Source organism: Halomonas sp. BC2 (genome assembly GCF_002078115.1).
GTDB classification, from domain to species: Bacteria; Pseudomonadota; Gammaproteobacteria; order Pseudomonadales; family Halomonadaceae; genus Vreelandella; species Vreelandella stevensii.
This window is the reverse complement of sequence record NZ_LFGT01000001.1, coordinates 71,914-84,372: the sequence shown is the minus strand read 5'-3', so window position 1 is coordinate 84,372 and position 12,459 is coordinate 71,914. Positions and strand designations below refer to the sequence as shown.

At 62.8% G+C, this 12,459-nt stretch carries 12 protein-coding genes and 1 pseudogene; 12 read left to right on the top strand and 1 reads right to left on the bottom strand.

Going from position 1 to position 12,459, the window contains the following annotated elements; translation table 11 throughout:
* The 8 genes from B7L71_RS00375 to B7L71_RS00340 form a co-directional block, all read left to right on the top strand.
* A partial coding sequence (locus B7L71_RS00375; protein ID WP_139790005.1) for a YqaE/Pmp3 family membrane protein occupies positions 1 to 209 on the top strand: 209 nt, incomplete at its 5' end.
* Positions 210 to 288: 79 nt separating this feature from the next.
* A complete protein-coding gene (locus tag B7L71_RS00370; RefSeq protein ID WP_039179463.1) occupies positions 289 to 1,158 on the top strand; it encodes a carboxylate/amino acid/amine transporter in 870 nt (289 codons plus the stop codon).
* A gap of 108 nt (positions 1,159 to 1,266) precedes the next feature.
* Complete coding sequence (locus tag B7L71_RS00365) at positions 1,267 to 2,199, top strand: NAD(+) kinase (RefSeq protein WP_081135097.1); 933 nt, start codon at positions 1,267 to 1,269, stop codon at positions 2,197 to 2,199.
* 1 nt (position 2,200) lies between these two features.
* Positions 2,201 to 3,187: a metallophosphoesterase gene (locus B7L71_RS00360; RefSeq protein WP_081135096.1), complete on the top strand. Its 987-nt coding sequence runs from the start codon at positions 2,201 to 2,203 to the stop codon at positions 3,185 to 3,187.
* 199 nt (positions 3,188 to 3,386) lie between these two features.
* Positions 3,387 to 4,238, top strand: coding sequence for a rhomboid family intramembrane serine protease (locus B7L71_RS00355; protein ID WP_081135093.1), 852 nt, complete (start codon positions 3,387 to 3,389; stop codon positions 4,236 to 4,238).
* 25 nt (positions 4,239 to 4,263) lie between these two features.
* Positions 4,264 to 4,548 (top strand): YeaC family protein, encoded by a 285-nt coding sequence (locus tag B7L71_RS00350; protein WP_026001740.1) that lies wholly within the window; start codon positions 4,264 to 4,266, stop codon positions 4,546 to 4,548.
* Complete coding sequence (locus tag B7L71_RS00345; RefSeq protein ID WP_081135091.1) at positions 4,532 to 5,398, top strand: DUF2797 domain-containing protein; 867 nt, start codon at positions 4,532 to 4,534, stop codon at positions 5,396 to 5,398. Before B7L71_RS00350 ends, B7L71_RS00345 begins: the two co-directional genes overlap by 17 nt.
* Positions 5,399 to 5,480: 82 nt before the next feature.
* Positions 5,481 to 5,906: a CopD family protein gene (locus B7L71_RS00340; RefSeq protein ID WP_016914244.1), complete on the top strand. Its 426-nt coding sequence runs from the start codon at positions 5,481 to 5,483 to the stop codon at positions 5,904 to 5,906.
* Between the two features lie 21 nt (positions 5,907 to 5,927).
* Here B7L71_RS00340 and B7L71_RS00335 read toward each other — a convergent pair whose 3' ends face one another.
* Positions 5,928 to 6,386, bottom strand: a complete 459-nt coding sequence (locus B7L71_RS00335) for a DUF2231 domain-containing protein (protein ID WP_016914243.1) — start codon at positions 6,384 to 6,386, stop codon at positions 5,928 to 5,930.
* Positions 6,387 to 6,423: 37 nt separating this feature from the next.
* Here B7L71_RS00335 and coxB point away from each other — a divergent pair, with 37 nt between their 5' ends.
* The 4 genes and pseudogenes from coxB to B7L71_RS00315 all read left to right on the top strand — a co-directional run.
* Positions 6,424 to 7,485, top strand: a complete 1,062-nt coding sequence (gene coxB / locus B7L71_RS00330) for a cytochrome c oxidase subunit II (protein WP_081135089.1) — start codon at positions 6,424 to 6,426, stop codon at positions 7,483 to 7,485.
* Positions 7,482 to 10,006 (top strand): annotated as a pseudogene (gene ctaD / locus B7L71_RS00325) (cytochrome c oxidase subunit I). The gene coxB and the pseudogene ctaD overlap by 4 nt, the downstream one beginning before the upstream one ends.
* 4 nt (positions 10,007 to 10,010) lie before the next feature.
* Complete coding sequence (locus B7L71_RS00320; RefSeq protein WP_039179486.1) at positions 10,011 to 10,367, top strand: hypothetical protein; 357 nt, start codon at positions 10,011 to 10,013, stop codon at positions 10,365 to 10,367.
* A gap of 79 nt (positions 10,368 to 10,446) precedes the next feature.
* A partial coding sequence (locus B7L71_RS00315) for a heavy metal translocating P-type ATPase (RefSeq protein ID WP_249273139.1) occupies positions 10,447 to 12,459 on the top strand: 2,013 nt, incomplete at its 3' end.

Genomic DNA, 12,459 nt, shown 5'->3' with positions numbered 1-12,459 from the left:
CATCACCGGGGCAGCCCCCCGTGCAGGGACCGGCTGCCTTGCGCCTGGCCTATCGCGCGCTGGCCATATTGCTGCCGCCTTTGGCGGTGGGGCTGACCGATGGCGGCGGGCAGCGGGTGGCCATGGCGACGCTCCTGACCCTACTGGGTTGGCTGCCCGGGGTGATCTACGCCTGGCGCTGGCTTGGCAAACATCACGCTGAGCGCTGATTTCCTCGCCGTGGCCATTGGCAGCCAACGATAACTGCGTATAATCTCCGTCAACTTTTATGTTTTTCGGGGTTTACTGATGAGCTATCTGGTTGGTGTCACGGCGCTTTGGGCCTTCTCTTTCTCCTTGATCGGCGTCTACCTGGCGGGGCAGGTGGATAGCTACTTTGCCGTTCTGATCAGGGTGGCGCTTGCCACACTGGTGTTCCTGCCGTTTCTACGGCCGGGCTTGCTGCAGGGTAAGCAGCGGCTGGCACTGATGGCGCTGGGCGCCATTCAGCTGGGCGTCATGTACACCTTCTTCTACCAATCCTTCCTGCTGCTGTCGGTGCCGGAAGTCCTGCTGTTCACCATTTTCACCCCCGTGTATATCGCCCTGCTGGATGACCTGATGTTCAAGCGATTCACGCCTATTTATCTGGTCACTGCGCTGCTGGCGGTGCTGGGTGCCGGGGTGATCCGCTACGACGGCATCGACAGCGGCTTCTGGCTGGGCTTTCTGGTCGTTCAAGGGGCTAACCTGTGCTTTGCGATTGGTCAGGTGGGCTATCGCCGTTTAGCGGCAGACCTGCCGCCGACGCTGGCCTGGCACAACGTGTTTGGCTGGTTCTTCATCGGCGCCATGCTGGTGGCGCTGCCTGCCTTCCTGCTGTTCGGCAACGTGTCAGCGCTACCCAGCACTCCGGTGCAGTGGGGCGTGCTGGCGTGGTTGGGTCTGGTGGCCTCCGGGGTGGGCTACTTCGCCTGGAACCAGGGCGCCACCCGGGTGGATGCGGGCACCCTGGCCATCATGAACAACGCGCTGGTGCCTGCTGGGCTGGTGGTCAACCTGGTCATCTGGAACCGCGATGCGGATCTGGGCAAGCTGTTGCTGGGCGCTGCCATCATGGGGGCGTCTCTGTGGCTCAACCACTGGTGGTTGCAGCGCCGCAAGGTTGCCCTGGCCTGACTCAAGCTGCTGATTTTACGGCGTGGTGAGGGTCATCGCCACGCCGCCGGATTTGCCCGATACCCCGTGACTCCCCATAATGTGGGCTGATGCCAGCGAGAGTCGCCCATGTCTCATACCTCAACCTCACAAACCGCCGCCGGGCGCCAGCGTCCAGCCACGCCGCCGTTCAAGACCATTGGCCTGATTGGCCGCCTGGGCAGCGACAAGGTGCTGGACTCGCTCCAGCGCTTGGTGGATTACCTGGTTGGCCATGGCTACAAGGTGCTGATCGAGGACCGTACCGCCACCGCGCTGCCGCATCATGGCCAGCCGGAAGCCAGTCGTCGCATGCTGGGCGAGCTGTGCGATCTGGTCATCGTGGTGGGCGGCGACGGTAGCTTGCTGGGCGCCGCCCGCACCCTGTGCCGCAGTGGCACGCTGATTCTGGGCGTCAACCGCGGGCGGCTCGGCTTCCTGACCGATATCTCCCCCGACGAGCTGGAGCAGCGCGTGGGGGAGGTGTTGGCAGGCGAGTTCGAAATAGAAGAGCGCTTTCTGCTGGATGCCGTGCTGTACCGCAATGGCGTGGCGGTGGGTGACGGCGAAGCGCTCAACGAAGTCGTCGTGCACCCGGGCAAAGCGGTTCGCATGATCGAATTCGAGCTGTTCATCGACGGCCAGTTCGTTTATAGCCAGCGCAGCGATGGGTTGATCGTCGCTACCCCCACTGGCTCGACGGCCTATGCGCTTTCCGGTGGGGGCCCCATCATGCACCCCAAGCTGGATGTGGTCACGCTGGTGCCCATGTTCCCGCATACCCTCTCCAGCCGACCGATCGTGATCGATGCCGCCAGCGAGATTCGTATACACATTGGCGAAACCAACCAGACCTACCCGCATATCAGTTGCGACGGGCAAACCCGCGCGGTGGCCAAGCCCGACGATGTGCTGGTGATCACCCGCAAACCGGAGCGCGTTCAACTGGTACACCCCTTGGGGCATAACTTCTATGAAGTGCTGCGCAGCAAACTCGGTTGGAGCCATCGGCTAGGAGATTGACATGGAGGGCTACGATCTCATTGGCGATATTCACGGCTGTGGTGCCACCCTGGCCGCGCTGCTGGAGAAGCTGGGCTACCATCAGCGCAAGGGCGTGTATCGCCACCCGCGCCGCAAGGTGATCTTCCTGGGGGACCTGATCGATCGCGGCCCACGCATTCGGCTGGCGGTGTCCATCGCGCGGCGCATGGTCGAGGAGGGCGAGGCGCATATCGTCATGGGCAATCATGAATACAACGCCCTGGCCTATATGCACCCGGCCCCGCCAGGCAGCGCCAAGCGCTGGCTGCGCGAGCATACGCCGCGCCATAATCGCATCATTCAGGATACCCTCGACCAGTATCGTGACCATACCAACGAGTGGGAAGATACCCTAGCCTGGTTCAAGACCATTCCGCTGTGCCTGGAACTGGACGGTCTCCGGGTGGTGCACGCCTGTTGGGACGACGAGCTGATTCGCCAGCTTCGCCAGCGCTCCCCGTCTGCCCAACTGGACGACCGCTTTCTGGTGGAGTCCACCGACCCCTCGACCCAGGCGTTCCGAATTCTCGACCGCCTGACCCGTGGCCCGCACATTCGGCTACCGGAGGGCGTGGCCATCCACTCGGGCGACGGCTTTACTCGGCAGACCTTTCGCGCGCACTTCTGGTCGGCCAACCCGCAGCAGTGGGGCGATGTGGTATTCCAGCCGGATAACCTGCCGGGCGACCTGGAGACGCGGTCATTGACGCTGCAGGAGCGCGAGCGGCTCAGCTATTACGGCCCGGAGCAGCCGCCGCTGTTCATCGGCCACTACTGGTGCGAGGGCATTCCCGCCTTGCCCGCCGCCAATATCGCTTGCCTGGACTACAGTGCGGTAAAATTTGGCCGACTGGTGGCCTATCGTTGGAGCGGTGAACGCCAGTTGAATGCCGATCATTTCGTCTGGATTCAAGTGCCTAGAGAAGAGCGGGCATTGCCCAAGCCCTGGGAGATCGATTTTGATTGACCCTTTTGAGCAATTATTACAATTGGTTACATAATTTTTGCAAAACTGCTGAACTAACCCTGCTGCCGGCTATCAGAGTAAGTGTTCCCTTGAATGATCCCTTGCTTTTATCCGGCGGCCCCCTCCGCCGGATTTTTTTGCGTATCCGATGGCAAACGTGCGCGTAAGCGTCATGACCACTGGTTAAAAGGAAGATGTCATGCACCCCGTCATGCTCTTGCCCCCCGATGCAGACACTCAAGCGCTGCGCAAGGCCCTATGGCATTACCGGATAGGCCATCGCATCACCGATGAAGAAGACGGCCAGCTCCTCTGGGTGGCTGACCCGCGCCAATACGATGAGCTCCGTGCCCTGGTGGCTCGCTGGGAGCGAGGCGACGAGCTGATCAGCGACGCTGCGCCACCCAAGCGCTCGCTGCCCACCCAAGGGCTGGTCGCGACTCTGCGACAAGTACCGGTGACGGCGCTGATGATTCTGATCAGTCTGGCCGTATTTGCATTGACCGGGGTCTGGGGCGACCTGTTGATCGTCTCTTTGACCATCGTGCCGGTGGGTGTCTCTGGGGGGCAGCTGGTCTACGGTTCGCTGCCCGATACCTTGCTCAGTGGTCAGGTGTGGCGCCTGCTGTCACCGGCTTTTCTCCACTTTGGCTGGATGCACCTGATCTTCAACCTGATGTGGGTGTGGTATTTCGGCCAGCAGATCGAACGGCGCCAGGGCAGCAAAACGATGCTGCTATTGCTGTTGCTGGCGGGCATCGGTGCCAACCTTGCCCAGTACATGACCGGCACGGTGCTGTTTGGTGGCATGTCCGGGGTCGTCTATGCGCTGCTGGCGCATGTGTGGCTGATGTCCCGGCGTGCCCCAGGCAGCGGTTTTTTCGTGCCGCAAATGCTGGTGGTCTTCATGCTGGGCTGGATGGTCTTTACCATGACCGGCATTGCAGGCACCGTGGGCTTTGGCAACGTTGCCAACGAGGCGCATTTGGGTGGCCTGCTCGTGGGGCTGGCAACCGGCTGGTATTATTCTTCCCGCTTCAAAAAGCTTTGAGCAACCCGCAAAAGAGGTGCTGACCGTGAGTGACATGACGTTCGACAAGATGATTCATCAAATGACGCCCACCATCTATGAAAGCCTCAAGCAGGCGGTTGCCCTGCGCAAGTGGCCGGATGGGCGTCGCCTGACCGCCGAGCAGACCGAGCTCTGCCTGGAGGCGGTGATGCGCTATGAAATGGAAAACAACGTGCCCGAAGCCAATCGGGTGGGTTACCTGGAGCGCCGCACCTGTGGGGCGGGTGCCACGGGGGCGGGCGTCAGCCCGGAAATGGCAGGCCTGGCTCGGGATGCCACCCGTGACTGATGATTTGTTTGCCACTGACGCTACGCCGGTGCAGGGGTGTCTGCAGAAAATGGCGGCCAGTGTGCCGAGCCGCAAGGATGCCGAGGTGGTGTACCACCTGCGTGCCGGGGAGCATCGGGTTGGCCTGAACGAGCGGGTAGGGTCGTTCATACGCTTGCACTGGAGCGGGGCCATTGCCTGCACTCACTGCGGGCGCGCCACCAACAAGAGCTTTGCTCAGGGGTATTGCTACCCGTGTTTCAAGCGCTTGGCCCAGTGCGATACCTGCATCATGAAGCCGGAAACCTGCCACTACTACCAGGGCACCTGCCGCGAACCCGAGTGGGGCGAAGCCCACTGTTTCCAGCCCCATATCGTTTATCTTGCCAACTCCTCGGGGCTGAAGGTGGGCATCACCCGCAAAACCCAGATGCCCACCCGCTGGCTGGATCAGGGGGCAATTCAGGCGCTGCCTATTCTGGAGGTCAATACGCGGCAGCAGTCCGGCATGGTCGAAATGCTGTTCAAGGAGCAGGTCGCCGACCGCACCAACTGGCGGGCCATGCTGAAAGGCGAGGTGGCCACGCTGGACCTGTGTGCAGAGCGAGACCGTCTGTTGAGCGTATTGGCCGATGGGCTGGCGCAACTGCGCCAGGTGCACGGTGAGGATGCCATTCGTGAACTGGATGAAACGCCTTACCACTTCCACTACCCGGTGGAGGCTTTTCCACGCAAGGTGGTGTCGCACAATTTCGATAAGCAGCCACAGGTAGAGGGTGTCTTGCAGGGCGTGAAAGGGCAGTACCTGATACTCGATACCGGCGTGATAAATCTTCGTAAATTCACGGGTTACGAGATTATCGTTAGCTAAACGGCTAGCCAGAGTGGCCAGTGTTGTCTAAGGTTAACGGAGTTATTTCTCCCCCTGCCCAATGCAACGCAAGGAAGCCGCAATGCCCTGGCTAAAATTGCTTCACATTGCCGCACTGGTTATCTGGTGCGGTTCGCTGCTTTACTTACCTGCGCTGCTGAGTCACGCCCTTCAGCTGCGCAAGGACGCTGGCTTTGCGCAGGGCTCACCGCCCATGCCGCGCTACTTCTACAACTCCGTTGCCACCCCTGCCGCGCTGCTGGCCATTGCGTCGGGCACGCTGCTGTTCCTGCTTCACGGGTTAATGGGGGGGTGGCTGATCTTCAAGCTGGCCGCGGTGGTGGTCATGGTGGCTGCCCACGGCTGTTTTGGCTGGCTGATTCTACGCCTGGAAATGGGCATCTATCGCGGTGTGAAACCCGCCAACCTGCTGGCGCTGTTGCTGGCAGTGGCGGGTATTCTGGCCGTACTGGGCTTCGTGCTGGCCAAACCACTTGATTGGAGTTAGCCGATGCCCATGAGCAGGTGGTCAGTCGACATCCACGCCCACGGCGTGTTCATAAACCAGTTGGCCGCCCAGCCAGCCGGCCAGCGCAATCAGCCCTCCGGTCAGCAGCGATACCGCCAGCCCCCAGGGCAGGATCGCGTCGGGCTCGTTGAAGCGCAGCAGCCAGTTGAACGACGCCAGCGAGAGCATCACCACCGCCACGATGGCGTGGCTCCAGCCGGTAATCAGACGCCGAATGCGCGACACCGTGACCAGATCGATGATACCGGCTATCGAGGCGACCCAGCCGCCAAAGGCACCGACGCCCGCCAGCCACAGGCCGCTGCGCATCCAGAAGGGGTCTTCGGTATACCAGTAGGCCAGGTCGCTTGCCACCAGGGCCATCAGGGCAGCAACGGGGAAGTGAATCATTACGGGGTGCAGCGGGTGGCCAGCCAAAGAGGCGCGGCTTTTGATCGAACGTTGGGGAGTTGGCGCCATGGTCACTTCCTGTGGGCAGACTAAAGGGAAACAGCAGATGAGGGAACGCAACAGCAATATAGCCTCGCCCAACATTCAACGCGTTACGGGTCGGCGGGTCAACCGGATAGCCATTTTGGCGGTTCTCGGGCTGGCCCTGTTGACCGCAGGCTGTGCGGGCGATAAGTCCATTCTAGACCCCGCTGGGCAGGCTGCACGAGATGTTGCCCTGATTTGGTGGATCATGTTGGCTTTCAGCACCGTGGTGCTGGCGGTACTCACGGGGCTGTGGCTGTTTGCCTTCAAGCCCAGGGACGTCACCCGCACACCTGCCCAGGAGCGCAAGGTGGCCCGCCACTGGATTCTGGGTGGCGGTATCCTGCTGCCCGTGGCCAGCATCGTGGCGCTGCTCGCTTTTGGCGTGCCCGCCGGTCAGCGCATGCTGGCCATTGGCGAACCCGGCGAGGTGATCGAAGTCATCGGCCACCAGTGGTGGTTCGAAGTGCGCTACCCCAATGCCGAAGGCGGCGAGGTGGTCACGGCCAACCATCTGGTGATGCCGGTCGGCGAGCCGGTGGACTTCCACGTGACCGGCGCCGACGTCATCCATGGCTTCTGGATTCCGCGCCTGGGCGGCAAGGTCGACATGATTCCCGGCCGGGAAAACCGCATTCGCCTGCAAGCAGACATTCCTGCCGTCTTCGGTGCCCAGTGCGCCGAGCTGTGTGGCATCGGGCATGCCCACATGCACTTGTTCGTCGAAGCCCTGCCCCGAGAAGAGTACGACGCCTGGCTGGCCGAGCGCCAGCAGGATGCGCTGGCAGCAGCGGCCACGGCCAATGCCGCCGATGACGAGGCGCGCAGCGCGTTCATGACTCACTGTGCCAGCTGCCATACGGTGGCCGGGGTCAGTGGTGGCACGCTGGGGCCCGACCTCTCCGACGTGGGCAGCCGAGCGACGCTGGGCGCTGGCGTGATGGCCATGGACGATGGCGCCATCAGCCAATGGCTGCAGCATCATCAGACGCTGAAGCCCGGTAACCTGATGCCGTCCCACGCTGATATCGACACGGACACCCTGGACAGCCTGGGTGCTTGGTTGGAGACCTTGAACCCATGAGTAGCGTTAGTCAAAAAGCCGTTGAGCAGGACCCGAAGCAGCTCCACGAAGACCTGCACGATATCTGGGGCAACCCCAAGGGGTTGAAGGCACTGACCATCGTCAACCATACGACGCTGGGCCTGCGCTTCATGATCACCGGGATGGTGTTTTCCTGATCGGCGGCATCCTGGCCATGCTGGTGCGTACCCAGCTGGCCATGCCCGATCAGGATTTCATGTCGCCGGATATCTACAATCAGGTCACGACCATGCACGGCACGGTCATGATGTTCCTGTTCGCCATCCCCATGCTGGAGGGCTTGGCGATCTACATGATCCCCAAGATGATCGGCGCGCGGGACCTGGTGTGCCCTCGGCTGACCTCGCTGGGCTACTGGTGTTACCTGTTCGGCGGCATCATTCTGACCTCCAGCCTGATTCTGGAAATCGCTCCTTCCAGCGGCTGGTTCATGTATACGCCGCTCAGCAGCAGCGAGTTCTCCCCTGACCTTGGCCCTGATTTCTGGCTGTTGGGGATTACCTTCGTGGAAATCTCGGCGCTTTCTGCCGGGGTGGAAATCGTCGTCTCCATCTTACGCACCCGTACCCAGGGCATGGCGCTGCATAAAATGCCGCTGTTTGCCTGGTACATCCTCGCCATGGCGCTGATGATCGTGGTGGGCTTTCCGCCGCTGATTCTGGCCAGTGTCATGCTGGAACTGGAGCGCGCCGTCGGCATGCCGTTTTTCGAAGTGGCCAGTGGTGGCGATCCGATTCTTTGGCAGCACTTGTTCTGGCTGTTCGGGCACCCTGAGGTCTACATTATCTTCCTGCCGGCGGCGGGGATCATCTCGACGCTGATTCCAGTCTTCGCTGGCAGGCCCATCGTCGGCTACGGCTGGGTGGTCTTTGCCATTATCGTCACGGGGTTCATCAGCTTCGGCCTGTGGGTTCACCACATGTTCACCGTGGGCATTCCCCAGCTGGCGCAAGCCTTCTTCTCGGCGGCCAGTATGCTGGTGGCAGTGCCCACGGCCATTCAGGTGTTCGTGTGGCTGGCCACGCTATGGCTGGGCAAGCCCAAAATGAAGCTGCCCATGCTGTGGGTGCTGGGCTTTCTGATCATCTTTGTCTGTGGTGGCTTGACCGGCGTCATGCTGGCGCTGGTGCCGTTCAACTGGCAGGTGCACGATACCCACTTCGTGGTGGCGCACATGCACTACGTGCTGGTGGGGGGCATGTTCTTCCCGCTGATTGCCGGGCTCTACTACTGGCTGCCGCTGTTTTCCGGGCGCATGCCCTCTGAGAACCTGGGACGCTGGGGTTTCTGGCTGACGTTCCTGGGCTTCAACGGCACCTTCCTGATCATGCACTGGACCGGGCTGCTGGGGATGCCGCGCCGAGTCTATACCTACGATACCGGCATGGGCTGGGATATCTACAACCTGCTTTCGTCGGTCAGCAGCTTTGTCATGTCTGCCGGTATTGCCATGGTGTTGCTGGATATTGCGCTGCACTTTCGCTTTGGCAAACCCGCCAAGCAGAACCCCTGGAACGCCGATACGCTGGAGTGGGCCAACACCATGCCGCCCAGTGCCTACAACTTCGTCAGCCTGCCCAGGATCGAAACCCGTCACCCTCTGTGGGATGACCCCAACCTGCCTGTCACCATGGCAGAAGGGAAGCACTCGCTGGCGGTGGCCACCCACGGGCGGCGTGAGATGTGGGGCACTGATCCCATCTCCGGCAAGGTGCGTGAAATCATCCACCTGCCGGGTAACTCCTGGTGGCCGCTGTTTGCTGCCATGGCGCTGGCGGTGGTGTGTATCAGCCTGCTGGTGCGGGTCTATGCGCTGGCTGGTGTCTTCGTGCTGATTGCCGGGGTGTTCCTGCTGCGTTGGTCCTGGGAGAACGGCGCGCACCCCAAGGCCGCGCCGGATGCCGATGTGTCACCCGGTGCCCCGCCGCTGCACTCTCGCACCATGGATGGCCCGGGTGTATGGGCCATGGGCACCTTCCTGATTGCCAACGGCTCGTTCTTCCTCTCGTACCTGTTTGGCTGGTTCTACCTGTGGACCGTCTCCCCGGAGTGGAGCATGCCCGACACGTCGCCACTGTCGTTGGTGGGGCTGGTGGTAGCGGCTCTGGCCATGACGGCGGGCTACATCGTGATGGTCAAAATGATCCGTGGGCTGCGCCGCCAGCAGGATGCCGGGCTTGCCAGCGGCTTCTATCTGGCCGGTGCGCTGGGGGCCGTGCAGGTCGCCGTGACCACCTGGGTGATGCTGGCCGCCGATTTGGCTCCCACCGAGACCACCCACGATGCCGTGCTGCTGTTGGGCCTGATTTATGCCCTGTTCCACGGCGGGCTGGCGGTCGTGCTGACGGTCATGCAGGCGCTGCGGGTGCGCTACGGCTACGTGGGCGCCCATGCGCCGTTCGAACCTGCCGTGGTGGTACAGCTGTGGCGCTACAACGCCGTGGTGTTCTGGATCCTGGTGGGCTCGCTCGCTGTGTTGCCCCGCGTCATTGGAGGTTGAGGCCATGTCACCTTTACTCGAGCGCTTGAGGTTGACGCATCCCATCCACTTCGTGGTGGGCCTGACCGTGTGGTGCATCTGGTTCATCGCCGTTTATGGAGGCCACGCCGTGGCTTGCGAGGTGGCGGCCCCTGCCACGGAGCGAGGCGTGTTCACGCTGCTCAATGGCTGGATGCTGCTGCTGAGTCTCGTCACGACCGCGCTGCTGGCGGCGCTTACCTGGTGGTGCTGGCAAGCAGGTCAGCACCACCAGGGGCGTGCTCGGTTCAATGCCGTGGTCTCGGCGGGGCTGTATCTGTTCTCGGCGCTTAGCGTGGTGTTCGTGGCGCTGCCGATCATAGGCATTCCGCCTTGCGTGTAACGTGGCCTTGAGCGACGCATCGGCCACGCAGGCGGCCCAACCCGACAGCCTGGAAGCACCGCTGTATACGCTGCACGGCATGTGGTGCACCAGCTGTGCGCTGGCGGTGGAAGGAGCGCTCAAACAGCAGCCGGGCGTGCTCGACGCCAGCGTCCACTACCCGACCGCCACCGTGTGGGTGAAGGGTGAGCCCGATGCCACGACGCTGGACGCACTGGCGCCCAACGTGGCGCGGCTGGGCTATCGGCTGGCACCGCTGGAAGACCTGCAGGACGCCCATGCCCGGCTGGAGCAGGAAAGCCGTTACTTGACCCTGCGCTTGATCGTCGGCTCGGTATTTGGCATGTGGACCATGCTGGCCTCGCTGCTGATCTACGCTGGGGCCATGCCCACGGCCGCGCTGGAGAGCGTACTGGCCTGGGTGTCGGGTGCCTTTGCGATTCCCGTGGTGAGCTATGCCGGGCTGCCTTTTTACCGGGCGGGCTGGCGCACACTGCGGGCAAGGCGGCCCGGTATGGACGTGCTGGTGAGCTTGGGCGTGCTGGGCGCCGTAGTGGTATCGCTGGGCCTTCTGTGGCGTGGCTCGGTAGAGGTCTATTTCGATACGGCGGTGATGCTGATCGTCCTGCTATTGGTGGGGCGACTGGTCGAAACGCTGTGTCGTCAGCGAGGCTTGAAAGCCTTCGATGCGCTGGCGCTGCCCGATACGTCGGTGCAGGTGCTGCATCAAGGGCAGGTTCAGGAAACTGCCATCGAGGAGGTCACGCTGGGCCAACGCATTGCCGTTGCCCCAGGCGACGTGGTGCCGCTGGATGGCAGCCTGGAGACCGACGGCTGGCTGGACACCGCCACGCTGTCCGGTGAAAGCCAGCCGCGCTTCGTGGGTGCCGGGCAGCCAGTGTATGCAGGCTGTCGTTTTATGGGCCGCGGTGGGCAGGGCGGCTCGCTGGAACTGACCGTGACCGCCACGGCGGGCCAGCGGCGAATGGACAAACTGTGTGACCAGATGCGTCGCTTTCAAACGCAAAAAGGCGAGCTGCACACCCTGGCCGAACGGTTTGCCGCCTGGCTGAGCCCCGCCGCGCTGGTGTTGGCGGCAGTGACTCTGCCCATTGCCTGGCTGATGGGCGTGGGGTGGGACGAGGCGAGCGTGCGCGCGCTCTCGGTGCTGGTGGTGGCCTGCCCCTGCGCCGTGGGTCTGGCTGTGCCGCTGGCAAGCCTGGCGGGCAGCAGCCAGGCCACCCAGCAGGGTATTGCGCTGCGCGACCCTGCCGCGCTGGAAGTGTTGGCCAAGGTGCGCTCGGTGGCGTTCGACAAGACCGGTACTTTGACCCAGGGGCAGCATCGCGTGCTGCACGCGATGCTGCGCGAGGGGGAAGAAGCGGAATTATTCCGCCAACAGTTGGCCGTGGCAGTCAGGCAGAGTGAACACCCGCTGGCGAACGGACTGCGCCACTGGGCAAGCGGCACCTCGCGGGCGCAGGTGGAGGTTCATGAAACGCCGGGGGCCGGGCAAACCATCACCTTCGCCGATGGCCACACCTGGTGGCTGGGCAGTACCGCGTGGCTGGCCCAACAGGGCAAGGAGATCCCCGCCGATGCAAAGCACCCGGCATATGGCTTTGCATCCGAGGTGCTGGTGGCGGATGAGCAAGGATGGCTGGCCACCCTGTACCTGGCCGACCAGCCCGTGCCGGATGCCCAGATCACGCTTGCCCAGTTACAGGATGCCGGTTACGTGTTGGCGCTGATCAGCGGAGATCGCCAGGGCCCGGTGCAGTGGCTGGGCCAGCGCGTTGGGCTACCGCGGGAAGCGTGCTATGCCCAGCGCTCCCCGGAGGCCAAGGCACGTTTGCTGGAGGCGCTGCCATCGCCCACGCTGTACGTGGGCGATGGGGTCAACGACACGCTGAGCCTAGCAGCAGCAGCGGTGGGCGTGGCCCCGCTGCACGCCAGCGACGCTGCTCGGGAAGGGGCCGCTGCGCAACTGCTGTCTCCCGGTATTGCGGGGGTCGCCAGGCTGTTGAGGGTTGCCCAGCGTACGCGTCGCATCATGGTCCAAAACCTGCTGTTATCGGCGCTCTATAACACT

Coding starts and splice junctions, on each gene's coding strand:
- B7L71_RS00370 (WP_039179463.1), top strand. CDS start 289: ATGAGCTATCTGGTTGGTGTCACGGCGCTTTGGGCCTTCTCTTTCTCC.
- B7L71_RS00365 (WP_081135097.1), top strand. CDS start 1,267: ATGTCTCATACCTCAACCTCACAAACCGCCGCCGGGCGCCAGCGTCCA.
- B7L71_RS00360 (WP_081135096.1), top strand. CDS start 2,201: ATGGAGGGCTACGATCTCATTGGCGATATTCACGGCTGTGGTGCCACC.
- B7L71_RS00355 (WP_081135093.1), top strand. CDS start 3,387: ATGCACCCCGTCATGCTCTTGCCCCCCGATGCAGACACTCAAGCGCTG.
- B7L71_RS00345 (WP_081135091.1), top strand. CDS start 4,532: ATGCCACCCGTGACTGATGATTTGTTTGCCACTGACGCTACGCCGGTG.
- B7L71_RS00340 (WP_016914244.1), top strand. CDS start 5,481: ATGCCCTGGCTAAAATTGCTTCACATTGCCGCACTGGTTATCTGGTGC.
- B7L71_RS00335 (WP_016914243.1), bottom strand. CDS start 6,386: ATGGCGCCAACTCCCCAACGTTCGATCAAAAGCCGCGCCTCTTTGGCT.
- coxB (WP_081135089.1), top strand. CDS start 6,424: ATGAGGGAACGCAACAGCAATATAGCCTCGCCCAACATTCAACGCGTT.
- B7L71_RS00320 (WP_039179486.1), top strand. CDS start 10,011: ATGTCACCTTTACTCGAGCGCTTGAGGTTGACGCATCCCATCCACTTC.